The following is a 24879-nucleotide window of genomic DNA, read 5'->3' on the forward strand; positions in this document are numbered from 1 at the left end:
CTGATGTCACGGTAATCAGACACGCGATTCGTTATTCTGCCAGCCGATCGCGGTACACCTGCCGAGCGTGGTCATACGCGGCCACGGCATCGGGGTGCTCCTTGGGATCGATGAGCGCTTCTTTCTGTGACCAGCATTGATCGACGCATTTGAGGCACCATTCGAGGCTGGGTTTTTCACGGATGGGTTTGTCGTTGACGATGACGAAGATGGGATTGGTGTGGGAGCTGGCGCGGATGCGGAGGGCGACCCAGGAGCTTTTTGAAATGGGGACGTCGAAGGTGATGTCGCGGGTGGTGCCGTCGGCGAGGATGTTTTTCTGGGCGACGGAGACGCCGTTGACGATGACTTCGACGGGGACGTTTGATGAGGTGCCGAGGCGGGCGCGTTCGAGGTCCCAGAAGGGTTTTTGATCGACGGGGGCGGATAGGATTTCGGGATGCGGTTTGTTATCGAGGCGGGCGGCGACTTTGGCGGTGAGCCTCACCGTCATGGGCATCTGCAGCCTGAGCTCGCTGTCTTTGACGCCCATTTCCGTGGGATTCATCAAGACTTCCTTCGGACCTTGAGCACCCTTGGGAAGCTCGGGAATGATGGGCACAGCGGCCTTGAAATCCATGAGGTGGCTTTTGCCATCGCTGACGTAGGCGCGGCCGGAGCGGATGCCTTCGCACCAGGCGTCGTAGGTGAGGCGGCCGTCGAGTTTGACATAGGCGCGGCCGAGGCCGACGCGCTCGCCGTAGATGCAGGGGAAGTCGGTCTCTCCGCTGATGCGGGTGCGGAAGCCGGCATTGAGGGTGTGGTACCAGATGTTGAGCTCCCAGGTGTGCGGGGTGTCGACCATGGAGAGGAAATCGACGGCGGGGACGGGTTTGCCGTCGGGGCCTTCGACGAGGTGGGTGACATCGACGATGTATTCGTTGGCGCCGATGCCGTTGAAGGGTGGGATGATGAAGTTGGGGAGTTCGTCGGTGGCGCTGGGGATGCCGAGTTTGTAGTTTTGTTTTCGCGCGGGGTCGTTTTCGGCGAGCGGTTGCAGGCCCCAGCCGCTGTGGGCGGGGCCGCAGAGGGCGCCTTGTTTTTTGGCCCATTTGAGGGTGTTGAGGCAAAGGGTGGGCCAGTGCGCGGTGCTGTCGTCGCCGGGGTACATTTGTTCTTTGAGTTTGAGCAGGCAGAGGTGGCCGCTTTTGTGAGATCCGAAGCCGCTGACCTCCACATCGTAGCGAAGGAGGAAGGGGAAGCGTGATTCTTTGTCTTCTTTGCCGGTGAAGAACTGTTTTTGATAATCGAAGCAGGGGCCCCAGGTGAGATTGGCGCCGATTTTCAAATCTTCGCCCATGCAATGGCGGGCCATGTCTGGCGCGTGCACGCCCATGCTGGGCACGGAGTAGTGGGCGCAGCCAGCGGCGTGGATGTGGTGATCGCCGCTCCACCAGCCGAGCTTGCTGGGATCGATCCAGCGCTGGACCTGGAACTTGAGCGTGGTGTTTGCGCCGGTGATTTTTACGGTGCGCTGTTCGGGGATGGATTCGGGACCGCGGCGGAAGGTGACGTCGTAGGCGCCATCGGGGAGTTTCAGTATTTCGCCGTCGCCGCGGTAGATCTGCGGGTGGAAGAAGAAGTCGGGGGCGATGCGTTTGATCTGGCTGGGGTAGATGCGTCCGGCGTGGTCTTTGATGAGGAGTTCGGCCATGCAGGGCTTGCCGTTTTCATCGGTGATGCTGAGCGTGACTTCGCGTGCGGGCCGGCAGTCGAAGAGGATGCTGGTTTCAGCGCGGAAGCCGAGGTCCTGCGTGCCCTGGCCGGTGTCGAAGCTGAAAGTGGCTTCGCGTTTTCCGGCCTCGCTGCTGTAGAGCTGGATGATGCGGTATTCGAGACCGAGGCCGCTGAGGGTGGGCTGCAGCGGCGGGGAGTCGAACAGGTGCATGTCGAGCCAGCGGGCGGCGAGCGGGGGCTGGCCGGGATCGCGTGGCTTCACGTTTGGGACGACGGGCGGGGAACCTTTGACGTACACTTCCTTGGCCTGCGGGCTGGTGGCGGCAAGGCGGGCTGTGACGCCGGCTTCGTTTTCGATGCGGACGAGGTACTGACGCCAGCCGGATTCATCGAGGGTGGGCTTGGCGGAGCCGCGCTCGACTTTGACGCGCTGCTCGGGGGTGATGGTGACGTGGAAGAGAGCGTGTGAATCGAGGACGGTTTGCGCTTTGGAGATGGAGGCGGCATCGTGGGCCTGGATGCAAGCGTGGAGGGTGGTGAGTTCCTCGGGAGTGAAGGGGGAGCCGAGGATGGTGGTGGCGTCGATGAGACGCTGGGTGGCGGCGAAGAAGGGCTGGGGCTCGACGGGGGCGGCGTGGGCGCAAAGACAGACTGCGAGGAATAGCAGCGACGTTTTCATGGTGATGTAAACGCTTAGGGAAGACGTGGGCTTCCAAGGCGAGAGGGCGTTTTGGACTGCTGCAGCCCGATGGAGTTGCGCGCGCATCGTGGGACGCTCGAAAGCGGCGCTGAAGCGCCGCACTCCGGGGACGCTGTCGCGACTTTTTAAACGACGACGAGAACGATGGCGCTCATCATCAGCAAGGCACCGGCGAGGCGCCAGCGCATGACGGTGGGGCCGAGGTGCTGCTCGGCGTTTTTGAACCAGTGGCCGATCATCCAGACGAGGGCGACGCTGAGGAGGCCGCGGGAGGCATAGACGATGTTGGCGGAGGTGGCCTTGCCAAATACGGCGAGTGTGCTGACGAAGATGATGCTCTGGGTGCCGAGCAGTGCGGAGCCGCCAACAAGCCAGGGCCATGCCTGGGGGCGGATGGCGCTGAGGGGTGCGGAGAAGCGGAAGATGAGGCCGAAGGAGAGCAGGGCATTGATCCAGAAAATGCAGGGGAGAAGGCGGCCGACGCCCCAGTAGGGGCCCCACTTCTGCACGAGGACATCGAAGATGGCGAAGGCCACGGCGCCGACGCCGCCGGCGATGAAGGTGATCAGCAAATGGCGCGGGGGCTGGCCGGCGTCTTTGCGATTGAGGAAGGTGATGCCGAGGACGCTGAGGAAGGCGGCGATCCAGAGCTTCACGCTGACGGCCTCGCCAATGAGCAAGGGGGTGAAGAAGGCGACGAGGATGACCTTCAGGCCGAAGACGGGGACGGCGACGGAGACGTCTCCTTTTTCCAGGGCAAGGAACTGGGAGATCTGGCCGATGAAGAGGCACATGGCGATGACGCCGGGCTGCCAGAGCATGTCTCTTTCCACCGGGGGGCCGCCGAGGAGCCAGAGGAGGGAGAAGAGGCCGGCGACGATCAAATTTGCGACAAAGGTGGTGCGCCAGAGGCCGACGCCGAGGTCGCTGGAACGCTTGAGCACGAGGGCGCCGAAGGCATACAGGAGGGCGGCGATGAACGGGAAAAGCGAGGTGGCGAGGGCTGGGGACACGGGGGCACTAACCACGCGCAGGAGGGCGGGGCAAGAGCGGGAATGACGAATGACGAATGCGGAATGACGAACGGGCCAAAGACAGGAGCTATTGACATTCAATGTCTGGCATTTCGGTGGCCGTGAGCCGCTACTTGCAGGGTGAGCGGTGCTCGCTAAGCAGATAATCCCCCCCAACCTAATTTCCATGAGCGCCTCTTTCCCCGAACAATCCGTCGCCGTCCTCTTCAGTGGTGGTGACGCGCCCGGCATGAATGCTTTCCTCCGTGCCGTCGTGCGCCTGGGCCTGAACCGCGAGAAGATCGCCGTGCTGGGGATTCGGGACGGGTACCGCGGGCTGGTGCGCACGGCGCGTGCCGTGAATGATGATCCGGAAGCCTTGGTGAAGCTGAAGAATGACATCGCCACCCACACGGGGCGCGCGGGGCTGATCTCCGAGCAGCTGCACATCATCCAGATGGACCATGCGAGCGTGAGCGGGATCATGGGCAAAGGGGGCACGATTCTGGGCTCCGCACGCTGCCTGGAATTTCACGAGAAGAAGGTGCGCGACAGTGTGATCAAGCTGCTGAAGGGCCTGAATGTGCGGGCGCTGGTGGTGGTGGGCGGTGATGGCTCGCTGACGGGTGCGCGGCTGCTGGCGCAGGAGAGCGACCTGCGGGTGATCGGCATTCCGGCGACGATCGACAACGACCTGCAGTTTACCGACATGGCGCTGGGTGTGGACACGGCGGTGAACACGCTGGTGTGGGCGGTGGATCATTTCATCGACACGGCGCGCAGCCACCGGCGGGTGATGGTGCTGGAGACGATGGGCCGTGCGAGCGGTGACCTGGCGCGGATGGCGGGCCTGGCATCGGGCGCGGAAATGATCATCACGCCTGAGGCAGGTGCGCTGAATGAGGAGGCGATGAAGAAGCTGGCGGCGAAGATTGAAGGCGCGATGACGCGCGGCCGCGGCCATGCGATCGTGCTGGTGGCGGAGGGCGTGGAGTTTGACCCGCCGCAGAAGCGCAACCGCGCCTACGTGCTGATGGACGCCTTCCAGCAATACTTCCAGCGGCCTGGAGCCCCCTTCCCTGACCTGGAGGTGCGCCCTTCCGTGCTGGGCCACCTGCAGCGCGGCGGACACACGACGCCGGGAGACTGCATCCTGGCGGCGCGGTTTGCGGATCATGCGTGGAAAACCATCCAGAATCCGGACGGTGGCAGCGGCATCACGGCACTGCGCAAGAACGTGGTGGAGATGGTGCCGTATGGCGAGCCTGACATGCCGGAGCGCGCAGCCTTCTCACGTGAGATGGAGCAGCTGCATGATGATCTGAGTTCGTGGTAAGTTAAGCCGGACTGTCAAAGAGGGCGCAAGGGGCCGTGGAAACCCAAACCCACCTCCATGGCCTGCATGGCGGCATAAGACCAGGTGCAAACAATCACCGCGGTCAGACCGATGGTGATCCTGGCATCGACCAACTGTGTCAGAGGAATGCCGCGATGAGCTTCGGAACGCAGGCTTACCCATGCCGCCCATGACAAGGGAATCAGCAGCGCCCAAAGGCCGATGCTGAGCACAAGCTGTGCGCACTGTGGCATGTGATGCACGAATATGGGATCCAGGTCTGCCTGCTGAATGAAGCGTGCCATTTTCCGGGCGAACGCACACCCCATCCCAATGAAGAGACACTGAACGAGAAGCAGCACGCTGATGGCCTTCGGAGGAAAGTTCATGGCTGGGGAATTGAATCAGTTTTTCACCCAGCGGTCGAGCCATTTGAGAGTGTGCTCCCACATCTCGGGGAGATAGACGTGGCCGACGTTGGGGTAGATTTGGTTTTCGAAATGCGATGCGGTGTCGCTGCCGTGGAGGGCGTAGATTTTCGCCACGATTTCGCCGATGTGGCGGACGCCGGAGGTGGGGGAGCCGGTGTCTTGATCTCCGGTCATGAAGAGGATGGGGCGGGGGGCGGAGAGGGCGATGACGGCTTCGGTGTCGAAGTGTTTGAGCATGCCGGGGACGAAGTAGTAGATGCCGTGGGCTTTGAGCATGCCGGAGCGGATGAGCTCCTCATAGCGCGTCATGCAGCCGACGCAGACGGCGGCGCGGGGGCGGTCATCAAGGGCCATGAGCCACCAGCTTCGGGTGGAGCCCATGCTGATGCCGGTGACGCCGATGCGCTGCGCATCGACTTCGGGGCGGGAGCAGAGGTAGTCGAGGGCGGTGAGGTCGTCGCGCAGCATCATGCCCCAGAGGGTGCGGCCGGCCCAGAGGTGGAATTTGGCCGCGGTCATTTCGCCATTGCCACCTTTTTGCTGCGGGCCGTCGGGGCCCTGGCCGTTGCGCTCGCCAAAGCAGGGGGCGTCGATGCCGAGGACGATGTAGCCGGCGGCCGCGAGCGCGGGACCGGCGGCAACGGGGGTGGCATTGGTCTGAAGCAGCTCCTGCCTGCCGATGTCATACTGGCCGCCGTGCCAGTGGCAGTAGAGAATGGCGGGAGCTTTGTTTTGTGCTGTGGCGTTCTTGGGGAGGAAGACGTAGCCTTTGACAATCTCGCCCGCGCCGTTGTCGAACTGCAGGGTTTCCAGGGTGTAGGCGCCTTTGTCTTCGCGGCTCGTGATCTGAATGGCGGAAACGGGCGGACGCGGGGGGAGATCGCCGAGGAGTTCGTTGAGCTTGGCGCGGATTTCGGTGCGCTTCTGCTGCCATGCGTCGAGGGAGGCGGGGACTTGCAGGGGCGGGGCGATCGAGGTTTTGGCGAGCCAGGCTTCAGCAGCGGCGGTGTTCGGTTCGGCGGCTTGCATGGGCATGGGGGAGAGCAGGAGGAGGAGACTGACGGCGAGAGGGCGCATGGTGGCGTAGTTTTTTATGGGAACAGTCCGATCATCACCCAGTAGCCGCGCGCCAAAACTGCGAGTTCACGGTTCATTCGCAATCGCTCGACAGTGGCCCTGCCCGTCGGTGTCAGCCCCACGACATGCAGGGTGCTGACATTGACGGTAAAATGCTCGTCCCAGTTGCCCGTGCGCGGGTGAAACAGCTTCGCCGCTGTTCCGGTCCCCGGATCAGGGGCCTCGACCGCCGAGCCCTTGAACACATTGCAGAAAGGGCAGGCGAGAGCCAGATTTTCAGGCTGATGGTCGCCACCCAGTGACAGGGGCAGTATGTGCTCGACCTCGAAGTGCGAATTGGAAACCGCCTGAGGAGCGTGACAGTATTCGCAGCGAAACCCCGCCCGTACGGCAGCGAGCGGGTAGCGCGGATTCATGACCGCTGGTTGAGCAGGGCTTTGGATCGTTCAATGGTGGCCTTCAGCTCTTCGTCCAGCATCGCCAAAAGCTCTGCCGAAGGGGGTGTCTCTGGAGATTCCTTCCAGGCCTGCATGAGCTGCTCCAGCCGTTCCTTCTGCGCCGCATTGAAAAACCGATCGGGCTGCATCGACTGCACCATGATGAGCGAAGCAGACTCTTCATCCGTCAGTTGTCCGGTTAACGCGTCCAGCGCGGCACCGGCGGTTCGCCCCCGTGCCCGATGGCTGCCGGAAACGGCCACGAAACCACTTTCAGGCGTCGTACCGGACATGTCGGGAAAAATCGCCGTTGTCGTCATGGCGGGAGTTTAATCCCCGGCCTCGTCTTGATCAAGTCTCTTGCAATTTGCCCGCTGGCGCGTCGTTCACACGGTTCCATGAAACCTACCTCCCTGCTCACCCTGACTCTCGCTATGATTTCCTTTGGCGCACGTGCCGAAGACAAGCCGCTGCTGGCCGTGCCCGGCAAAGTTGTTTATGAAAACAAGCTCAGCGATGGCGCGACTGCGCCGTGGAAGGCGGCCAAGGGCGAGTGGAAGCCGGTGGATGGTGTGCTGCGTGGCTCGGAGCTGGAGGCGGACAAGCATGGCGCGGTGACGCGGCTGCCGAACAAGATGAAGGACTTCATCATTGAATATGAGTTCAAGTTTGCCGGGGCGAAGGGGACGAGCCTTTCGATCAATGCGATCAAGGACCACATGGCGCGGATCATGATCACGCCGAAGTCGGTGGCGATTCAGCGCGATGACAACGACCATGAAGGGCCGGACAAGGCGGTGGTGTTTGCGCGCTTCCCCGCGGAGCTGGGCGAGGGCTGGCACAAGGTGCGGCTGGAGATGGTGGGAGACAAGATGCTGGGCAAGGTGGATGACCTGGTGGCGTGGGGCGCGAATGATCTGTTTCTGAACGAGAAGGCCGCGCCGGGATTCACCGTGAGCGGGCAGTCGGTGGATTTCCGCAATTTCACGCTGAAGGAGGCGACGCTGAATCCCGCGTGGGAAGAGGTGAAGGCGACGCTGCCGAAGCCGGGTGAGAAGGTGGCGGCTGCGGCGAAAGCACCGGCCAAAGCGGGTGCTGCGAAGAAGAAGAAGGCGGAATAGGGCATGGAAGACCCCGCGCGCAGTGCTGGCATGCCGCCGGCATGCGCCCATGATCTAGGATGTGTGAGATCAAGCGTGCCAGGGGTGGCGCTCGCTGCGCGAGCTGACCCCTGGCTACCCGCTGCCATCCCCTCCGGGGATGGGAAGGCGGTGGATTGACTTGAGGTGCACGCTTGCTAACTGGGGTGCATGGCATTTCCTATTCGCTCTCCTCGTGATCTCGTCGGTGGCATCGCTGTGTTTGGACGGATCCTGGACAAGATCCGGCTCAATGCGAAGGAGGGCAAACTGCCCGAGGGTTATCACCTGGGGTACCTGGCGGGAAACCGCACGTTTGATGAGCGGGTGTGCAAGTTTCTGGGAGTGGATTTCAACGAGCTCTCAGCACGCACGCTGGAAGGCGGGACGGACGAGGAAATTCTGGAATGGTGCTGCCAGAACGGGAACCGGCCGACGGCGGAGCAGATCGAGATCTGGAACGGCTTCATGTTTAAGCGAGGCTGGCGTGATGCGGCCACGGAAGGGCTGATCCGGCAGCGGGCGGAGGCGGGGCTGGGGCACCGTGAGGACCTGGTGACGTTTTTTGACATGATGGATGTCGAAGAAGGGCGCGCGCCGTGATGGGGCGACTTCCGCAGGTGGCATGAGCTTTTCTTTTGCCGACGCAGGTACTGGGGTGCGGGCGGGGTGTGCTCTCACATGACGCGCGTGTGATACGAAGGACGTGCTGCGGGCTCGGAGGCCCGCGCTCCTGGGGCTGGGAACGGCGGGGGGCGGCGAGGTTTTCAAGGGTCGTGGTACTACTAAAAACCACGGGGGGCCATGGAGTAGAGGCCGATGGTGACGGCGTAGGCGTCGGGCATGGCCATGCGCTTGAGCTCGTGGCCGGCGCCCCAGGAGTCGGTGAAGAGGAGCTGATTTTTGGCGAGGTTGTAGCCGATGATCAGGCGCATGTGGCCGCCGCTGACCTGACCGCCCATGGGCAGCGGGGGTATCTCAGGCCTTTCGCCGAGCGCCAGCCCCCAGAGGAGGGGCACTCCTTTGTCCGCATACTCTTTGACGAGGGAGACGAAGGCCTTGTCAGAGACGCGGCGCTTGTTGGGGCCGGAGTAGTACGTTTCGGGATTGATGAGGGGCTTGAAGGTGACTTTGAAAGCACCGTCGATTTTGGCGAGGCTCTTCTGCATGGCGAGGATGCCGGTGCCGCTTTCCGCATCGGCACTGACGAGCTTGGCCATTTCGTGCTGGTCGCAGGGGATGCGCATGTACTCGAAGAGGCGCTGGCAACTGGCGGCGACGCAGTAGCCTTTCTGGCCCTGGTCCACCATGGGCACGCCGGAGATATAGACGTCTCCGTCGGCGGTTTTTTTGACGCGCTGCACGAGTTCCATGCGCTGCACGCCGGTGGCCATCTTGCCCATGCTCCAGTCGGCCTGATTGGGCGCGGCGAGCTTGAGGCGGAGGAACTCGGGATTCGTGGTTTTTCCGGGGGTGTTGTACTCGTTGTATTCGAGGAGGGCGATGCCGGCGGGGGAGGTCCAGTTCCAGCCGGTGGTGGGGAGGGCGGCATTGGAGGAGAGGGTCTGACGCTTGGGGGCGACTTTCATGACCTGCCCGAGGTTCTGCCCGATGAGCTTGAAGATGCGCTCGAACTCCTTGACCTCGATGTCGCCTGAGTCACCGCGATTGTAGAAGGAGACGGTGGCGCGCGCGGCCCTGCCATTGACGAACTCGACGACGGCCTCCTCCACATTGACGGAGCCCCCGAACATGGTGAGTTTGGTCTCCACATTGCTGAACATGTGGCGGGAGAAGCGGGCGCGGTCCTTGCTGGCGCTCATCCATTCAAACTGCGGCGGCTTCCGCTGTGTCTCCGGATTTTCGAGCTTTGGGATGTAGATGTTTTCAAAGTCGGCCGCAGACCACTTCCAGAGACTGGCAAAATTGAGCAGGCTGTCGAGATTGGCGGAGAGCTCCGGGAGCCTGCGCTCCTGGGCAGCGGTCACCTGCCAGGCGAAGCAGGCGATCAAGGAGACCGAAAGGGCAATCGCGCTGCGGAACATGTTTCAAATTTACCCGTCTGGCACCGTGGGAGTCAACCCTTTAGCTGCGCCTCATGCAGGCGGAGTGCGGCGCGCCTGTGCTGCTACAACCCGAGCTCCTCACGCACCTGGGCATTGTTCATCAGGGTGTTGAAGGCGGCGGAAGCTGCACCCGCGGCTTTTTTGGCCTTGGTGACCAGATCGACGTAACGGGCGCCGGAGCGGACGGGATTGAGGATGGCACTGCGGATGACGTCGCCGTAGGCGGTGATGCCATCGACGTAGGGCCAGACGCGCTGGTCGAGCATGGGGCGGAGACTGCGGAGCTTGTTGAGGCTGGTGCCCACTTCGTCGGGCTTAAGGCTGGTCATGGCGGTCGTAACGTCGTTGTCGATGGAATTGACGATGGCCTGGGCGCTGCTCTGCGCGGCCTCGATGGAGCCGCCAAGAGAAAGGGTGCGTGCGCCCCTGCCCTGCGCATGGAGAAGGAGATACTTGGCGGAATAGCACTCCGGGGCCGCGCTCAAAAGGGCCTGCAGGCGGGCGCTGGCGTGCGGTGTGCGGAGGAGAGGCATGATCTGGCGGGGATCTCGCATCATGACAGCGCGCATGGAATCGAAGTCGGCGAGGGCGAGCTCCAGGGCCTTTGAGCGTTCGGTGGTGGCCAGGGCGATGGCGTCGTCAAAGGTCTTGATGCCGAAGACGGTGATGCCGACGAGAGGGGCGGGGCCGTCGAGCAGCAGAAGGTCCGCGACGGCGCGCTCGTTCTTGGAGGGAACGGCAACAAGCTTGCAACTGCCATTGGTGGCACCGCGGATCTTGGCGCGCACGCCGCCGATGGGCTGCACGCTGCCGTCTGCATTCAAATCTCCGGTGACGGCGAAGGCGGGGTCCCATTTTTTGCCGGTGAGCGCGGACTCGACGAGGAGGGCGCAGGCGACGGCGGCGGAGGGGCCGTCTTTCTCGATGTATTTGTCCTCAAAGCCGATCTGGAGGAGGTAGCCCGCGGGCCAGTCATTGTTCCGGATCTGCGAGAGCTTGCTGACTTCATTGAGGCAGCGGCGCATGCTGCCGCCGACCTCCTGATTGAACTCGAGCCAGCTCTCCTGAGTGCCGCGATTTGGCAGGGCAGTGAGAGTCATTTTGGTGACGTGGCCGGACTCCTCTCCTGTGGCGAGGGGAGAGATGAGGAGTCCATTCACCTGGGTGAGACGGAGCTTGAAGGCGGCGGTGGTGGAGGGAGGTGTGGCGGGCGCCGGCATCTTCGCCTCCGGCTTTGCCTCAGGCGGAAGGTTTGCCACGCCTGCAGGCGGCATCGGGGTGATCTGCGGAGGGGGAGTGGCTGCGGGCTCCGGCGGCACCTTGGCCAGGGGAGGCTGAGGGATGGCAAAGGTGAGCCTGAAGGGTGCATCTCCAGGGTAACAGGAATAGCTGGCGATGAAACGTTCGCGAGCCCAGACAAAGGAGTGGTCCGAACGCTGATCCGCCTTGAGTCCGAACAGGGCGTCGAATGCTGCCACGATTTCTGATGAGGGATCTTTCTGATCCGCAGGATGGGCAAACAGCACCACCACTTCCTTGCCCCTGCCCTCCAGCCAGTCCACCCGAAAAAGAGACGGCTGGAACCGGCCTTTCAGCATGGACATTTCAATGGAATAGGCCTCGTTCAGCTTGGGATTGATCAGACTGGAATGGGTGACGCTTCCATCCGGATATTTACTGAGGGTGGGCGAGTATGCGCGTCTGCCAGGTTTTGTTTCATGCTGGCGCATGATGGCTTCAAAAGCCAGCTGCGTCAGATCGAGAGGGTTTTTCCAATCAATCAGCGCATCCAGGTCCACCCGGGTTTTTCCCGTTTCGTCAACCGGCACGGCTGGCTGTGAAGGAGCCGGCGCAGGCGCGGGCTTGGCTGCTGGTGGAGCGGCGCCTGCGTTTTTCGGGCGGACCGTCACAAAGAAAATCGTGTCTTCCAGATGGCGCATGAAGGAGGCGCTGGCGCTGTAGTGCTCGCCGCTCCACGTGTAGTTTGAACCCGTGCGAGTGAAGGGGGGAGCGCCCAGGGCATTGCCAATGCCTGCCAGCAAGGCCGGAGCGGCCTCGGTCTCACCTGCCTGGGCAGTGTAGCGGACCCCCACGGAGGCGATCTGGCCATTGGCCCACATCACACGGACAGACTCAGGCTCGAACTCCTGGCTGCCAAAGATGAGGTATTTGAGGTTGTTGCTCTGGCTGTAGGTCGCGTTGAACAACTGGGAGGGCTGAGAGAACTGCTTGGATTCGTCCAAGGCATACCATTTTTTGCCCGGTGTGGGAGCGAGTTTGGCGAGCCTGGCCTCAAGCTGCTCCGAATTCATCGTGCAGGGGCTTTTCCACTCGAACACGTCATCGAAATTGATCTCCGTGACGACCTTCGACCTCGTTTGGGCGGAAACGGTGTTCACCACGGCGAACATGCCGAGACAGACACCGAAAAGGCCGCGCAGTGATTTCTTCATGCCGCTGGTGTAGCAGCCGGGCTCACGAGCTGTCAAAACTTAATTCGGGGGACGCCCCGCCTTTTCCTTAGTGCTTTGGCAGTCATGCACTGAGCGAGACTGGAGCAGCCGTGATGTCATACCAAGAACAGTTGAAAACGGGTTTGTTCATGCCCCAGCCGCAGGCTGGCTATCAAAGTAGTACGCTCAGTCCTCTGAGCGGAACGCAGGCGGCAAAGCTGACGCATGCCTACCCCTGACGCCCAAAGTCCGAACTCCTTCTTTTCTGGCTTGTTCGCCACACGCCCGCTCGTTCCGCTCAGAGGACTGAGCGGACCACTTTGCTGGCGCTCACGCGCTGCCATGGGGGGCTATACTTCCTCAGGATGGCTCTATCATCCATCTCCTGCTCCCCGCCGATCCTATGCGCCGTGGACAAAGACTCGTTTTCAACGGTTCATGGTATCACCCGCGAGGGCCGGCTGGCGGAGGAGGCGGCATGCCGCTGACGGGAATTTCCTTTCGTTTCAAGACGGGCGATCTGCCGTTCCAGGTTTTGCGGATGCGGCGCAGGGTCATGGTCTCCCAGGCGTCGAGTCCCAGCACCAGGGTGTCGCCTTCGAGCTTTTCAATTTTCAGCAGCGCGGCGAGGCGCCCATGCTGCCTTCGAAGATGAGGAGGTTTTTCGTGATGAACCAGTCGCAGGATCCTTCCGCGCTGTCGTTTTCGTCCTCGGGAGGCAGGTTCGGGTAAACGTTGTCTTCGGCGAAGCAGTACTTCACATTTGGCCGTGTTTGGGCCCTGGAGGGACCATTGCAATGGTAGCCGGTGACCTCCCAGACGCCGAAAAGGTCTTTCCGTGCAAACTGCGGAGTGAGATCGTCCGCAGCAACGGGGCCGTGGGTGACGGCTGGGTGCGCGCTGGTTTCATTGTGCTGGCAGGCTGGGAGAAATCCCAGCAGCACCCCCAGCCCAAGAGGAAACCAGCGAAGGCGGTTCATTTGGCCACGACGGCGGCGGGGGCGGGCTTCAGCACCTTCTGCAGGGGAGCGGGATAGACGCCGAGGATGAGGATGGCGAGGGCGAGGGCGGCGGCGACGGCTTTGGCGGCACCGGAGAAGGTGAGCGCGGGGGTGTCGGTGCCGGCGGTGGTGTACATCGCGAGGATGGTCTTGAAGTAGTAGTAGAACCCGGCGCCAGCGCCGATGATGGCGCAGCTCAGGGCGCCCCAGTAGCCATGGTCGGCGAGGCCGAGGAAGACGAAGAGCTTGCCGAGGAAGCCGGCGGTGAGGGGCAGGCCGGCGAGGGAGGCGAAGGAGATGGTGAGCAGCAGCGCGAGGAGGGGGTTGCGTTTGGCGAGGCCGGCGAAGTCTTTCATTTCTTCGCCCAGGCCGTTGACGCGCATGAGGCCGAGGCCGAGGAAGCCGAGGACGGTCATGGGCAGGTAGGTGGCGAGGTAGAAGGCGACGATGTCGCCGGAGGAGAGATCAAAACGGGCGGTGCCGCGGCAGGCGAGGGCGAGGAGGAGGTAGCCCGCGTGGGAAATGCTGGAGTAGGCGAGCAGACGCTTGACGCTGGTCTGGAACATCGCGGGAAGGCTGCCGAGGAGAACGGTGAGCGAACCGACGACGAGGAGGAAGCCCTGAACTTCCACAGCGATGATGGAGCCTTCGGCGAGGAAGGCGTCCAGCGCGCGGGTGAGGACGACGAAGCCGGCGGCCTTGGAGCCGACGGAGAGGAAGGCGGTGACGGGAGTGGGAGCGCCCTGGTACACATCCGGCACCCACATGTGGAAGGGAGCGGCGGCGACTTTGAACCCGAGGCCGCAGAGCAGAATAGCGGCGCCGAAGAGGGCGGTGTTCTTGCTGGTGCCGGGGTCGGCGAGGGCTCTGGCGATGCCGTCGAAACTCATGGTGCCGGTGGCGCCGTAGATCCAGGCGATGCCATAGACGAGGACGCCGGTGGAGAGAGCGCCGAGGATGAGATACTTCACGCCGGCCTCAAGGCTGAAGGCGCTCTTGCGGGCGAAGGCGACGAGGACGTAGAAGGAGACGGTGACGAGCTCGAGGGAGACGAAGACGGTGACGAGGTCGCGGGCGGAGGCCATCCACATCATGCCGGCGCAGACGATGAGCGGGAGGCTGAACATTTCGGCCAGCTTGCCATCGAGGGTGAAGCGGGTGAGGTAGGGGGCGCACTCGAGGGTGAGCCAGAGCACGAGGATGGTGATGACGAGGGAGAAGCCTTTGTAGAAAATGGCCAGGCTGTCGAGCTGATGCCAGGTCTGGATGAAGGCGGGCTGGCTGGCGCTGTCATGCGGGGCGACGATGAGCAGCAGAAGCGCGAGCACGGCGCCGGCGATGGCGGTGAGGCCGAGGGTGCGGCGGGAGACGGCGGGCTTAAAGGCCTCGAGCAACAGCAGTGCGAGTCCGAGGATGGCGAGGCCGGCTTCGATGGTGAAAACGCTCATGGCAGGACTACAGCGCGGATTTCATGAGGTTGAGCAGCAGCCAGGGGCAGCAGCCGGTGACGAGCAGCGTGGTGGCGAGCAGGATGAAGGGCACGCGCTGGGAGAGCGCGGGATCGATCATGAAGAGGCCGGTGGCGGGGCTGCCGTGGAAGATGCTGCGGTAGGCGCGCAGCATGTAAACGGCGGACATCACCACGCCCCAGAGAGCGAGGATGACGGTCCACTGCAGGCTGGTGAGGCCGGTGGTTTTGAAGTCGGTGAAATTGCCGAGGAAGATCATGACTTCGCCGGCGAAGTTGGTGAGGCCGGGGAGGCCGATGGAGGCGAAGGCGCCGAAGGCGAAGAGCACGGTAAAGGAAGGGGCGTGGGTGGCGAGGCCGCCGAGCTTGTTGTACTCCAGGGTGCCGAGCTGATTGCGCATGCGGCCGCAGAGGCCGAAGAGGAGGGCGATGGAAATGCCGTGGGCGAACATGAGGATGACCGCGCCTTTGAGGGCCAGCTCGGTGCCGGCGGCGAGGCCGAGGAAGATGTAGCCCATGTGCATGACGCTGGAGTTTGCCAGGGTGTCATCGAGCCGGCTGGAATGGATGGTGACGAGGCCCATGACGAGGATGTTTCCCAGCAGCATGAGGAGCAGCGCATTCTGAACCCACTCCACATGCGCGCCTTGCGGCAGCATGGGGAGGGCGATGCGGAGGAGGCCGTAAAGACCGAATTTTTTCAGCACGCCGGAGTGCAGCATGGCGACGGGCGTGGGGGCGGTGGCGTAGGCGGGGGCGGCCCAGCTATGGAAGGGGAACAGGCTGACGAGGGAGCCAAAACCGAGGAGGAGAACAAAGAAGATCTGCGCCTGCCTGGCGTCCGGCAGAGGGGCGGAGCGGGCCTGGTTTCGGAGGGCGGTGAGATCGAAGGTGAGCTTGGAGCCGCCGCTGAACTCGAGCACGAGCCAGACGAGTCCGGCGAGGAGCACGAGGCTGCCGACACCGAGGTAGATGGTGGCTTTCCAGGCGACGGCCTTGCGCTGGGCGGGCTCGGCGCGGCCGTGCAGGGCGATCATGAGGAAGGTGGGGATGAGCGCGAGCTCATGGAAGGCGTAGATGAAGAAGACGTCCGTGGTGAGGAAGGCGCCGAGGGCACCGCCGCCGATGAGGAGGGAGGCGATGTAGAAGATGGGCGGGCGGTCCTCGATCTGCCAGATGGCGGCGAGCATGACCAGCGCGGTGAGCAGGGCGAGGATGAGAGAGACGCCGTCCGCGCCGACAGCAAAGCTCAGCGAAGGATTGTCGAGGATGGGCCGGGAATGGACAAAGGCGAGGCCGGATTTGCCCTGGTACTGCACCGCGGCGCCAAGCACGAGGAACAGATTGATGAACGTGGCGCCGAGGGATGCGGCGCGGGCAGGCGCACCGAGCCCGACCGCCAGGGCGGCGAGGAGGGGGAGTGCGATGATTATTTCAAGAACGCTCATTCAGTTTCTCCATCAATGGCCCAGACGGGGCAGCACAAACACGACCAGATAAACCACGCCGATGACGCCACCGCCGAGAAGGAAGGTGTAGCCCTGCAGGTGGCCGCCCTGCAGCATGCGGGTGGCGGCGCCGAGACGGGCGACGATGGCGGTGGGAAGGCGGGCGATGATGCCGTCCACAAACACACGCTCCAAGGCGTTGACGATCCACGCGAGGCGGTCCTGGCAGATGCGGACGATGACGGCGTAGATTTCGTCGAAGTAGAACTTGTTGGCGAAGAGCTTGATGCTGACGGGGTCCCTGTCCTTGCCGCGGTAGAGGTAGATGGCGCCAATGGTGCCGATGAGGAACGCCAGGATGGAGGCAGTCAGCACTGTCTGATGCGGCTCTTCATGCGCCGGCTTGAGGGCCTGCAGCGGCGTGGCAAAGAAATCCCAGGCGGAGAAGATGGACAAGATGGCGAGCAGGATGAGCGGCAGCAGCATGATGACCGGCACTTCGGTGGCGTGATGCGCGGAGTCGGTGCGGGGCTTGCCAAAGAAGGCCACGACGACGAGGCGCGTCATGTAGAAGGAGGTGAGCAGGGCCGTCAGCCACGTGCTGTGGAAGAGGATGCTGCAGCCGCTGTCATAGGCCGCACCGAGAATGCCTTCCTTGCTGTAGAAGCCGCTGGTGATCCAAGGCAGGCCCATGAGCGCCGCGGTGCCGATGACAAAGGTCCAGAAGGTGACGGGCATGTGCCTGCGCAGGCCGCCCATCTTCCACATGTCCTGCTCGTGGTGGCAGGCATAGATGATGGCGCCGGAGCCGAGGAAGAGCAGGGCCTTGAAGAAGGCGTGCGTGTAGAGATGGAACATGGCCGGGTGGCCGGGCCCGTGCATCTCGTGGCCGTGCTGAACGTGCATGGCCACGGCGCCGACGGCCATGACCATGTAGCCGAGCTGGGAGAGGGTGGAGTAGGCAAGAACGCGCTTGATGTCGCTCTGCTGGGTGGCCATGAGGGCGGCCATGAGAGCGGTGACGCAGCCGATGCCGGCGATGATCTGGGCGGCAAGAGGGGAGGCCTCGATGAGGAAGCTGACGCGCACGAGCATGTACACCCCGGCGGCGACCATGGTGGCGGCGTGGATGAGGGCGGAGACCGGGGTGGGGCCCTCCATGGCGTCCGGAAGCCAGACGTGCAGGGGGAACTGGGCGGACTTGCCGACGGCGCCGAGGAAGATGCAGAGGGCGGCGGCGGTGACGAAGCCGGCGGGCGCGGAGGCCAGCTCGTTGCCCGGCTTGAAGGCGCTTTCGAGGTCAAAAAGATTCACGTTACCGTGGTTCGCGCCGAAGAGCAGCAGGATGCCGATCATGAAGCCGAAGTCGCCGATGCGGTTGGTGAGGAAGGCTTTCTTGCAGGCTTCGGCGGCGCTGGGCTTCTGATACCAGTGGCCGATGAGCAGGTAGGAGCTGAGACCGACGAGCTCCCAGAAGATGAACATCATGATCAGGTTCCCGGCGAGCACGATGCCGGTCATGGAGAACATGAAGAGGGAGAGCGCGCCGAAGAAGCGTGGCTTTGCCTCGTCATCCTTCATGTAGCCGAGGGAGAAGATGTGCACCAGCATGCCGATGAAGCTGACGATGAACATCATGCCGCGGCTCTGCTTGTCGATGAGGACATCGATGTTGGCGTGGACATAGCCGACATCGATGAAGGGCAGGAGCATCTGCGGGTTGGTTTCATCCGCCGCGGCCAGAAGGGCGAGGCAGGCGATGAAGGAGATGATGGAGGAGCCGACCGAGATGAGCACGGCAGCCCCTTTGAGCTGGCGGTGGCCCAGAAGGATGAGGAGCGCCGAGAAAAGAGGCAGCAGAAGGGGAATGCTGGCGTTCATGCGGGCGCGTTATCCTTGAAGTTTGGTGACGGACTCGACATCGACGCTCTGCCTGGAACGGAAGAGAGCCACGATGATGGCGAGGCCCACGGCCACTTCAGCAGCGGCCACGGTGATGGTGAAGAAGACGAGCGACTGCGCGGGGTAGTCCGGCACGCCGTTGACGAGATGGAAACGGGAGAAACCGACGAGCGCGAGATTGGCGGCGCTGAGCATCATCTCCAGACACATATAGACGATGATGATGTTTCTGCGGGCGATGACGCCAGCGAGGCCGAGGGCAAAGAGCATGCCGCTGACGACGAGGTAGTGGCCAAGGGTGATCATGGGGCGCTCCTTTCGCGTTTGCTGAGAACGACGACGCCGATGGTGCCGACGAGCAGCAGCAGGCCTATCACCTGAAGGTGGAAGCCATACTGATCAAAGAGGGTGAAGCCGATGAGCTTGGCATCCGGCAGTTCTCCCGCCTTGAGGTCTTTGGTGATGGTGGGGACGGACGCCCAGCCGACGGTGGCGGCGGCCGCGGTCATGTCCAAAGAGGCGTCCTGGGGTGTTTTGGCGGCCAGCGGGGTGCCATCTGCCACGATGATGATCTGCAGGGCGAGGAGGGTGGCGAGAAGAACGCCGGAGACGATGGCGGGGAGATTGAGCTTTTTGCCCTCCTCCGTCTTGATGTCCAGCAGCATGATGATGAAGAGGAAGAGCACCATGACGGCACCGGCATAGACGAGAATCTGGATGATGCCGATGAAGTAGGCGTCCAAGGAAAGGAAGAGGGCGGCGAGGCCGACGAAGCTGGCGGCAAGGGCGAGCGCACAGGTGACGGGATTGCGCCCGGTGACGACCATGAAGCCGAAGCCCAGGGTGATCAGAGCGAGGAGATAGAACAGGAGCGGGGGCATTACTTGAGCTCGTTCCACTTGTTCACCAGCCCCACGCGCTGGCCGCCGATTTCATAGAGGCGCTTTTTGTTGTGCACCATCTCCTTGCGGGAGAGACCGGTGATGGCGTAGTCCTTGCGCAGGAAAATGGCCTGCTCCGGGCAGACCTCCTCGCACATGCCGCAGTAGATGCAGCGAATCATGTCGATGTCGAACTCCTTGGGGCGCTTTTCGACCTTGGCCCAGGGATCGTCGCTGGGGATCTCGCCAGGGATGATCTTGATGGCCTTGGGAGGGCAGATGAACTCGCAGAGCTGGCAGCTCACGCAGCGCTCGCGGTTTTGCTCGTCGGTGACGAGGGCCGGGGCGCCGCGGTAGTAGTCCGGCAGATGGTCGTCCCACTTCTGCTCCGGGTACTCCATGGTGACCTTGGGCTTGCTGCCGGCGATCTGGAGGAAGGTCCTGATGCCATGGCCGATGGTGATTTTCAGTCCTTTCAAGAGCGTGGAAATGAACCAGCGTTCATGCCAGGCGAGCTTGGGACGTTGTACAGTGATAGTGGCCATGTGGGAGCAGAGAAACCGCAGGAGAACCGGATTTGATTATCCGAACGTCCCGCAGTGCGGCAACCGCTATTTGTGAAAAATTTCACAAGGAGGGCGGAAATCGCAAATCACCTCAGGATTTAGCCTGATCAAGGCTGTAGGGCGGGCAGGGCTGCAAAAGCCCCCTGCCGAGGCTATTTTGGCACCTGGGGATCGGCCATTTTGGGCGCGTCCTTCTTTTTGGCGGGGGCCTTTTTCTGTGGCTGCACAAAACCTGCCTTTGCATAGGCGATCATCTGAGCCAGGAGGCCCTCGCCGACGCCATCGGCACGAGTCACGTCGGTCACATCTGTGAAGGGGCGCACATTTTGGATGGCCTTGGCGCGGACTTCGCCGATGCCAGGAAGCGCCATGAGGGCGGCCGTGTCTCCCTGGTTGAGCAGGGACAAAAGGCGGGCGCGCTCCTCGGCGGTGAGGGTTTTGGCCAGGGCCTCCACCTTGGCGGAGGGTTTTTTGGCCTCTTTGTTTTTCGGTGCGGGCTCCGCGGCAGAAAGGGAGAGGCCAAGAGCCAGGAGGGCGAGAAAGGCGATAAGGGATTTCATGGGCGTGGGCGGGAGGAGTGCGAAGGTTAGTCAAATGCCATGCCGGGTGGCGAGCTAAAAGCTCGACATTTTGGGCTGGGGCTCGCAGAATCGCCTAAATGAAGCTCCTCCGACCCCTGGGCATTGTCCTCGCGCTGACCACCCCTCTCCTTCTCCGGGCGCAGACAGCCGCGCCGGCCATGCATACCTGGACGAGCACGGACGGGCGGAAGATCGAGGCGGCGTACGTGGCGCTGGAGGGGGAAAGTGTGAAGATCCGCATGGCGAATGGCAGCACCTTCACGGTGCCGCTGAACCGGCTTTCCGCCGAGGACCAGGCCTTTGCCAAAAGCCAGGGAGCCCCGGCTGCCAGCACCACGGCCGCGAGCCCTGCGGCGGGGACGGCGACGGGCGCGCCGCCTGCGAGCAAGAACTGGCCGCGCACGGTGGCGCTGGATGAGAAACCCGCCGTGACCGTGGTGAAGGAGGACGCCGAGGCGCATGAGTTCATCTACCGCTCACCGCACTATGAGTTTAAGTGCGACTCCAAGCTGGGAGCCAATGTGGTGAGGGAGTTTGGCCGGATGTTTGAGGCCACGTGGATGATCAACTGCATGCTGCCGCTGGATTTGAAGCCGCACCCCGAAAGGCTGCGGGAGATCTTTCTGGCGCACCTGTTCACCGAGGAGAGCGACTACAAGAAGGCGGGGGGCATCGAGGGCTCCGCTGGGGTCTATATGACCTCCAAAAAGGCCCTGATGGTGCCGATTGTGAGCCTGGGGGTGCGGATGGTGGGCAACCGGGTGTCCCTGGGGGAAAGCGCGGCGCGGGACAACTCGACGCTGATCCATGAGATCACCCACCAGATGATGAACCACTGGATGGGCATCCTCCCCACATGGTATGTGGAAGGGAGCGCGGAATACGTGTCCATGCTGGAATACAACAGCAACGGCCGCTTCAGCCTGATCGGGCTGAACCGCCAGCTCCAAAACTTCACCGGGGGCAAGGACTTCATGATGATCGACATCGAGGAGCTGATGACGATCGACTACGAGCGCTGGACGGCTGCGCTGGGAAAGGGCGGCTCAGCCCATGCCAACTACGCCTCTGCCGGAGCGCTGACGTATTATTTTTACCATGTGGATGGCAAAGGGGATGCGGCCAACATCATCGCCTGGCTGCGGGAGATCGAGAACGTGAAGCGGGATGCGGCGGGAGATGCGGCCGTGGAGGCGGCCACGAAGAAGCACCTGCTGCGGGAGCGGAGCTATGCCCAACTGGCGGAAGAGGTGAAGAAGGGGCTGCGCAAGGAGGGGATCGACGTGACCTTCTTTCCGCCCGGGAAGAACGGCCCGGCGAGCAATGGTAAATAGCTGAGCGTGAAAGGCGTCCAGGGGGGAGTGGCGGACGTTTGCATCCTGGGTCCTAAAATTCTGAGGAATCAGATAAAAGGACTTAGATTTCTTATGGCGCTTCTAATTTATCTCGGTTAGAATAGTTCCACAATCGGGTAAATGACTAATTCTGATCGCATCCGCATATTGATCGTTGAAAACGAGGGCCTCGTGGGCTGCGACATGGCCACGACGCTTGGAAAGCTGGGCTATGTGGTCGTGGCTATCTGCGCCTCTGGAGAGGAAGCGCTGGAGCGCTATGATGAGCTCCGGCCGGATCTGGTACTGATGGACGTGCACCTGGCGGGGCAGATGGACGGCATCGAAACAGCGCGTGAGCTGCAGCGCCGGAGCCGGGTGGCGATCGTGTATGTGACGGCCTGCGCGGACCTGGACACGGTGGCGCGGGCGCGGCAAACCCACCCGCATGGCTACCTGCTGAAGCCTTTCAACCATGACGAGCTGCGCCTGGCGGTGGAAGTGGCGGCGCAGCGCCATTTTGAAGAGAATGAACGGCAGCGGCGGGAGCACAGCTATTTTGAGGCCTTCCAGAGCCTGGCGGATGGCGTCATCGCCGCGGATCTGTCCGGTGGCGTGGTCTTCATGAACCCCTCCGCGGCGCGGGCCACGGGCTGGAATGCGCAGGAAGTGGTGGGACGCTCGCTGAACGAGGTGTTTCGGATTTATCAAAGCACCGGAGAGCCGGCGGAGATTTTGTCCGCGGAAGCCGCGGCGCAAACGGCCGAGCGCACGGTTTATCTGACGACGCTGGCGGGTGAGCGGGTGCCGATCCAGGACCGCACGGCGCCGCTGCGTGATGCGCAGGGGCACCTGACGGGGCTGATCATTCTTTTCCGTGCCGCCGCCGTGCCAGCCCCGGCGGAGGCGCCCGCCGCGCCGAACCGCAGCACGGCGCCGCTGGTGGATGTGGTGGAGAGCATTTCCGACCCCCTCTTTGCGCTGGATGCGCGCTGGCGTGTGACGTATGCGAACGCGGCGGCCCTGCGCCTGTTTGACCGCAACCTGCAGAACATGCTGGGGCTCTCCTTGTGGGACATCATGCCGAGCGCGACGCGCGAGCAGCACCATGAGGCCTTTGCGCATGCGATGCTGCACCGTGAGACGGTGAACCGTGAGCTGTATCTGGATGAGAAGCAGATCTGGCTGGAACTGCGCGGCTACCCCTTTGGTGAAGGGCTGCTGCTGCTGGTGCAGGATGTGACGGCGCGGCGTGAGGAAGCGGAGCGGCGCAACCGCATCGACCGCCTCGAATCGCTGGGACTGCTGGCGCGCGGCTTTGCGCATGATTTCAACAACCTGCTGACGGTGCTGCTGGGCAACATCTCGCTGGCCGAGATGCGGCTGCGCAATGCGATCACGCTGCCGGAACTGCACACGGCGAAGCAGGCGACGCTGCAGGCGCAGAACCTGGTGCAGCAACTGCTGACCTTTGCGCGCGGCGGTGCGCCGATCAAATCGCAGATCCGCCTGGGCGACCTCATCGAGACTTTCTTCACTCACCACACGCGGGCGAACCGCGTGGAGTACCGCATCGAGGTGCAGCCGGGCCTGCCGCAGATCGCGATCGATGGCGCGCAGGTGCGGCGTCTGCTGAGCAATCTGATCCGCAATGCAGAGCAGGCGCAGCCGAACGGCGGTGAGATCACGGTGCGCTGCTTTGCGCCTGACCATGCCGAGATGTTCCCGGGTGAGATGGTGACGGACACGAACTTCCAGCCTTCGGGGCTTGCGATTGAAGTGGAGGACAAGGGCGAGGGCATCCCGACGGAGCATCTGCCGCATATTTTTGAACCGTACTTCAGCACGCGCAAAGCGGACAACGCCACAGGCCTGGGCCTGACGGTGTGCGAATCGATCGCCAAAGCGCATGGCGGCTCCCTGACGGTGAGCTCCGAGCAGGGCAAGGGCACGACGGTGCGCTTCTACCTGCCGCTGGATTCCGACAGCGAGGAAGCGGATGCGTTTGGCCTGAGCAAGGTCTTTGACGCACCGCCGGAACTCAATGCGGCGAATCCGCGCATCCTGGTGCTGGAGGATGATCCTCTGGTGCGCTCATTGATCGTGCGTAATCTGACGAGCAACGGCTTTGACGTGGCGGAGAGCGCGGAGGGCAGCGAGACGGTGCGCATGTACCAGGAAAGCATCACGCAGGGGCGGGCCTATGATCTGGTGATCCTGGACCTGAGCATTCCGAACGGGATGGGCGGGGTGCGGGCGATGGAGAAGCTGCGTGCGATGGATCCGGAAGTGTTTGCGATCGTGTCCAGCGGCTACTCGGATGATCCGGTGATGGCAAACCCGGCCTCGTATGGCTTTGCGGCGGTGCTGCCGAAGCCGTATGAACCGGCGGACATGCTGCGGCTGGTGCGCAACATCCTGGCGACGCGCGGGATCCGCCGTGCGCCGTGAGCGGCGTTGCAGCGCCGACGGTGGAAAATGGATCTGGCAAGAGGTCGTGGCCGTGTCTGGCAGCGCGCTGTGACTGCAGCGATGGAACGGTGAGACGCTGCTGGAGGATGCGGTGCGTGGAGAAAGCGCTGGCTTTGCTTTCCGGATTGGGCGCTTGCTGTCCAGGGATGGCGCTCGCTACGCGAGCTGATCCCTGGCTACCGGCTGTGATCCCTCCGGGATCTTTCTGAGCTGTATGCAGGCTCGCCAGTGCTGCTACCGGGTGAGAGCGGCCCCGGCGAAGAGGACGAAGCTGTTTTGATGGATCGTGGCATTGCAACACGCGCGAACGAGGCGCACGGGACATGCGTTGACAAGAAGGGTGCGGTTTGAGAAAGAACGGCATGCGTGAACAGGACCTTCTGGAGAAGCTGAGCAAGATCGAACGGCTGTATGCCGGTGCGGCGACGGCTGGTGAGAAAGAAGCGGCTGCGGATGCGATCGCGCGAATCAAACGGCGGCTGGGTGAGGCGGCAAAGGTGGATCGGCCGATCGAGTACAAGTTTACGCTGACGGACGGGTGGTCGAAGAAGCTCTTCATCGCGCTGCTGCGGCGCTATGCACTGAAGCCCTACCGCTATGCGCGGCAGAGGCGGAACACGGTGATGGTGCGGGTGCCGCGGAGCTTTGTGGATGAGACGCTGTGGCCGGAGTTTCTGGAGCTGAGCCAGGTGCTGCAGACTTATCTGGATGAGGTGACGGAGCGTGTGATCTCAGGCGCCATTCATGAGAGCGAGGGCGAGGAGGAGGTGATCGCGGGGGAGTATTTGGGATGAGAAGGGTGGAGCATGCCTACGACGCCCAGCGCCGGCATGGAATGGCCCCTCACCCTTGCCTCTC

General features: G+C 62.8%; 22 protein-coding genes. 6 read left to right on the forward strand and 16 right to left on the reverse strand.

Features of this window, described 5'->3' with window-relative positions:
- Positions 1–31: 31 nt before the first annotated feature.
- Together ACILSQ_RS00620 and ACILSQ_RS00625 are read right to left on the reverse strand one after the other, a co-directional pair.
- Entirely contained in the window at positions 32–2395 is a 2364-nt protein-coding gene (locus ACILSQ_RS00620; RefSeq protein ID WP_395741627.1) for a CehA/McbA family metallohydrolase, read from the reverse strand.
- Positions 2396–2541: 146 nt separating this feature from the next.
- Complete coding sequence (locus ACILSQ_RS00625; RefSeq protein ID WP_395741628.1) at positions 2542–3429, reverse strand: EamA family transporter; 888 nt, start codon at positions 3427–3429, stop codon at positions 2542–2544.
- Between the two features lie 187 nt (positions 3430–3616).
- On the opposite strand from ACILSQ_RS00625, the gene ACILSQ_RS00630 reads away from it, so the two are divergent.
- The gene (locus ACILSQ_RS00630) at positions 3617–4765 is read left to right on the forward strand and encodes a 6-phosphofructokinase (protein WP_395741629.1); all 1149 of its coding nucleotides are present in this window, start codon (positions 3617–3619) and stop codon (positions 4763–4765) included.
- Positions 4766–4779: 14 nt separating this feature from the next.
- Here the strand turns inward: ACILSQ_RS00630 and ACILSQ_RS00635 are convergent, their stop codons facing one another.
- Genes ACILSQ_RS00635 through ACILSQ_RS00650 form a run of 4 tightly spaced genes read right to left on the reverse strand, consistent with a single transcriptional unit; the run spans position 4780 to position 7030 of the window.
- Positions 4780–5154: a hypothetical protein gene (locus ACILSQ_RS00635; RefSeq protein WP_395741630.1), complete on the reverse strand. Its 375-nt coding sequence runs from the start codon at positions 5152–5154 to the stop codon at positions 4780–4782.
- Positions 5155–5169: 15 nt separating this feature from the next.
- Positions 5170–6273 carry an alpha/beta hydrolase family protein gene (locus ACILSQ_RS00640; RefSeq protein ID WP_395741631.1) on the reverse strand — a complete coding sequence of 368 codons (1104 nt, stop codon included), beginning with the start codon at positions 6271–6273 and terminating at the stop codon, positions 5170–5172.
- A 14-nt stretch (positions 6274–6287) separates the two neighbouring features.
- Positions 6288–6689: an HNH endonuclease gene (locus ACILSQ_RS00645; RefSeq protein WP_395741632.1), complete on the reverse strand. Its 402-nt coding sequence runs from the start codon at positions 6687–6689 to the stop codon at positions 6288–6290.
- On the reverse strand, positions 6686–7030 hold the full coding sequence (locus ACILSQ_RS00650; protein WP_395741633.1) for a hypothetical protein: 345 nt from the start codon (positions 7028–7030) through the stop codon (positions 6686–6688). The genes ACILSQ_RS00645 and ACILSQ_RS00650 overlap by 4 nt, the downstream gene beginning before the upstream one ends.
- Before the next feature lie 78 nt (positions 7031–7108).
- Between ACILSQ_RS00650 and ACILSQ_RS00655 the strand changes: the two genes are divergently transcribed.
- Both ACILSQ_RS00655 and ACILSQ_RS00660 read left to right on the forward strand, forming a co-directional pair.
- Positions 7109–7831, forward strand: a complete 723-nt coding sequence (locus ACILSQ_RS00655; protein ID WP_395741634.1) for a hypothetical protein — start codon at positions 7109–7111, stop codon at positions 7829–7831.
- A 189-nt stretch (positions 7832–8020) separates the two neighbouring features.
- Positions 8021–8452 carry a DUF5069 domain-containing protein gene (locus ACILSQ_RS00660; RefSeq protein WP_395741635.1) on the forward strand — a complete coding sequence of 144 codons (432 nt, stop codon included), beginning with the start codon at positions 8021–8023 and terminating at the stop codon, positions 8450–8452.
- Between the two features lie 182 nt (positions 8453–8634).
- Here the strand turns inward: ACILSQ_RS00660 and ACILSQ_RS00665 are convergent, their stop codons facing one another.
- From ACILSQ_RS00665 to ACILSQ_RS00710, 10 genes are all read right to left on the reverse strand, one after another.
- Positions 8635–9894 carry a hypothetical protein gene (locus ACILSQ_RS00665; protein ID WP_395741636.1) on the reverse strand — a complete coding sequence of 420 codons (1260 nt, stop codon included), beginning with the start codon at positions 9892–9894 and terminating at the stop codon, positions 8635–8637.
- A gap of 83 nt (positions 9895–9977) precedes the next feature.
- Positions 9978–12368: a S16 family serine protease gene (locus ACILSQ_RS00670; protein WP_395741637.1), complete on the reverse strand. Its 2391-nt coding sequence runs from the start codon at positions 12366–12368 to the stop codon at positions 9978–9980.
- Between the two features lie 614 nt (positions 12369–12982).
- Entirely contained in the window at positions 12983–13348 is a 366-nt protein-coding gene (locus tag ACILSQ_RS00675; protein ID WP_395741638.1) for a hypothetical protein, read from the reverse strand.
- Entirely contained in the window at positions 13345–14817 is a 1473-nt protein-coding gene (locus ACILSQ_RS00680; protein ID WP_395741639.1) for an NADH-quinone oxidoreductase subunit N, read from the reverse strand. The genes ACILSQ_RS00675 and ACILSQ_RS00680 overlap by 4 nt, the downstream gene beginning before the upstream one ends.
- A 7-nt stretch (positions 14818–14824) precedes the next feature.
- The gene (locus tag ACILSQ_RS00685) at positions 14825–16285 is read right to left on the reverse strand and encodes a NuoM family protein (protein WP_395741640.1); all 1461 of its coding nucleotides are present in this window, start codon (positions 16283–16285) and stop codon (positions 14825–14827) included.
- Positions 16286–16297: 12 nt separating this feature from the next.
- The gene (nuoL, locus tag ACILSQ_RS00690; protein WP_395741641.1) at positions 16298–18166 is read right to left on the reverse strand and encodes an NADH-quinone oxidoreductase subunit L; all 1869 of its coding nucleotides are present in this window, start codon (positions 18164–18166) and stop codon (positions 16298–16300) included.
- Between the two features lie 9 nt (positions 18167–18175).
- A complete protein-coding gene (gene nuoK / locus ACILSQ_RS00695; RefSeq protein ID WP_395741642.1) occupies positions 18176–18493 on the reverse strand; it encodes an NADH-quinone oxidoreductase subunit NuoK in 318 nt (105 codons plus the stop codon).
- Entirely contained in the window at positions 18490–19068 is a 579-nt protein-coding gene (locus tag ACILSQ_RS00700; protein WP_395741643.1) for an NADH-quinone oxidoreductase subunit J, read from the reverse strand. Before ACILSQ_RS00700 ends, nuoK begins: the two co-directional genes overlap by 4 nt.
- Positions 19068–19613: a 4Fe-4S binding protein gene (locus ACILSQ_RS00705; protein WP_395741644.1), complete on the reverse strand. Its 546-nt coding sequence runs from the start codon at positions 19611–19613 to the stop codon at positions 19068–19070. The genes ACILSQ_RS00700 and ACILSQ_RS00705 overlap by 1 nt, the downstream gene beginning before the upstream one ends.
- 173 nt (positions 19614–19786) lie before the next feature.
- Positions 19787–20194 (reverse strand): ComEA family DNA-binding protein, encoded by a 408-nt coding sequence (locus ACILSQ_RS00710; protein ID WP_395741645.1) that lies wholly within the window; start codon positions 20192–20194, stop codon positions 19787–19789.
- Between the two features lie 98 nt (positions 20195–20292).
- On the opposite strand from ACILSQ_RS00710, the gene ACILSQ_RS00715 reads away from it, so the two are divergent.
- The 3 genes from ACILSQ_RS00715 to ACILSQ_RS00725 all read left to right on the forward strand — a co-directional run bounded on the left by ACILSQ_RS00715 (position 20293) and on the right by ACILSQ_RS00725 (position 24815).
- Positions 20293–21549 (forward strand): SHD1 domain-containing protein, encoded by a 1257-nt coding sequence (locus tag ACILSQ_RS00715; protein ID WP_395741646.1) that lies wholly within the window; start codon positions 20293–20295, stop codon positions 21547–21549.
- 141 nt (positions 21550–21690) lie between these two features.
- Positions 21691–24000, forward strand: a complete 2310-nt coding sequence (locus tag ACILSQ_RS00720) for a response regulator (RefSeq protein WP_395741647.1) — start codon at positions 21691–21693, stop codon at positions 23998–24000.
- A gap of 383 nt (positions 24001–24383) precedes the next feature.
- A complete protein-coding gene (locus tag ACILSQ_RS00725) occupies positions 24384–24815 on the forward strand; it encodes a hypothetical protein (protein WP_395741648.1) in 432 nt (143 codons plus the stop codon).
- Positions 24816–24879: the final 64 nt, after the last annotated feature.

It is taken from the genome of Prosthecobacter sp., assembly GCF_044227185.1.
Taxonomy (GTDB): Bacteria; Verrucomicrobiota; Verrucomicrobiia; order Verrucomicrobiales; family Verrucomicrobiaceae; genus Prosthecobacter.

What these genes read in the sequence shown, in the direction of transcription:
- ACILSQ_RS00715 (WP_395741646.1), top strand. Translation starts at nt 20,293, where the DNA reads ATGAAGCTCCTCCGACCCCTGGGCATTGTCCTCGCGCTGACCACCCCT.
- ACILSQ_RS00680 (WP_395741639.1), bottom strand. Translation starts at nt 14,817, where the DNA reads ATGAGCGTTTTCACCATCGAAGCCGGCCTCGCCATCCTCGGACTCGCA.
- ACILSQ_RS00700 (WP_395741643.1), bottom strand. Translation starts at nt 19,068, where the DNA reads ATGCCCCCGCTCCTGTTCTATCTCCTCGCTCTGATCACCCTGGGCTTC.
- ACILSQ_RS00685 (WP_395741640.1), bottom strand. Translation starts at nt 16,285, where the DNA reads ATGAGCGTTCTTGAAATAATCATCGCACTCCCCCTCCTCGCCGCCCTG.
- ACILSQ_RS00665 (WP_395741636.1), bottom strand. Translation starts at nt 9,894, where the DNA reads ATGTTCCGCAGCGCGATTGCCCTTTCGGTCTCCTTGATCGCCTGCTTC.
- ACILSQ_RS00725 (WP_395741648.1), top strand. Translation starts at nt 24,384, where the DNA reads ATGCGTGAACAGGACCTTCTGGAGAAGCTGAGCAAGATCGAACGGCTG.
- ACILSQ_RS00705 (WP_395741644.1), bottom strand. Translation starts at nt 19,613, where the DNA reads ATGGCCACTATCACTGTACAACGTCCCAAGCTCGCCTGGCATGAACGC.
- ACILSQ_RS00655 (WP_395741634.1), top strand. Translation starts at nt 7,109, where the DNA reads ATGAAACCTACCTCCCTGCTCACCCTGACTCTCGCTATGATTTCCTTT.
- ACILSQ_RS00630 (WP_395741629.1), top strand. Translation starts at nt 3,617, where the DNA reads ATGAGCGCCTCTTTCCCCGAACAATCCGTCGCCGTCCTCTTCAGTGGT.
- ACILSQ_RS00710 (WP_395741645.1), bottom strand. Translation starts at nt 20,194, where the DNA reads ATGAAATCCCTTATCGCCTTTCTCGCCCTCCTGGCTCTTGGCCTCTCC.
- ACILSQ_RS00635 (WP_395741630.1), bottom strand. Translation starts at nt 5,154, where the DNA reads ATGAACTTTCCTCCGAAGGCCATCAGCGTGCTGCTTCTCGTTCAGTGT.
- ACILSQ_RS00620 (WP_395741627.1), bottom strand. Translation starts at nt 2,395, where the DNA reads ATGAAAACGTCGCTGCTATTCCTCGCAGTCTGTCTTTGCGCCCACGCC.
- ACILSQ_RS00675 (WP_395741638.1), bottom strand. Translation starts at nt 13,348, where the DNA reads ATGAACCGCCTTCGCTGGTTTCCTCTTGGGCTGGGGGTGCTGCTGGGA.
- ACILSQ_RS00645 (WP_395741632.1), bottom strand. Translation starts at nt 6,689, where the DNA reads ATGAATCCGCGCTACCCGCTCGCTGCCGTACGGGCGGGGTTTCGCTGC.
- ACILSQ_RS00640 (WP_395741631.1), bottom strand. Translation starts at nt 6,273, where the DNA reads ATGCGCCCTCTCGCCGTCAGTCTCCTCCTCCTGCTCTCCCCCATGCCC.
- ACILSQ_RS00720 (WP_395741647.1), top strand. Translation starts at nt 21,691, where the DNA reads ATGACTAATTCTGATCGCATCCGCATATTGATCGTTGAAAACGAGGGC.
- nuoL (WP_395741641.1), bottom strand. Translation starts at nt 18,166, where the DNA reads ATGAACGCCAGCATTCCCCTTCTGCTGCCTCTTTTCTCGGCGCTCCTC.
- nuoK (WP_395741642.1), bottom strand. Translation starts at nt 18,493, where the DNA reads ATGATCACCCTTGGCCACTACCTCGTCGTCAGCGGCATGCTCTTTGCC.
- ACILSQ_RS00670 (WP_395741637.1), bottom strand. Translation starts at nt 12,368, where the DNA reads ATGAAGAAATCACTGCGCGGCCTTTTCGGTGTCTGTCTCGGCATGTTC.
- ACILSQ_RS00660 (WP_395741635.1), top strand. Translation starts at nt 8,021, where the DNA reads ATGGCATTTCCTATTCGCTCTCCTCGTGATCTCGTCGGTGGCATCGCT.
- ACILSQ_RS00650 (WP_395741633.1), bottom strand. Translation starts at nt 7,030, where the DNA reads ATGACGACAACGGCGATTTTTCCCGACATGTCCGGTACGACGCCTGAA.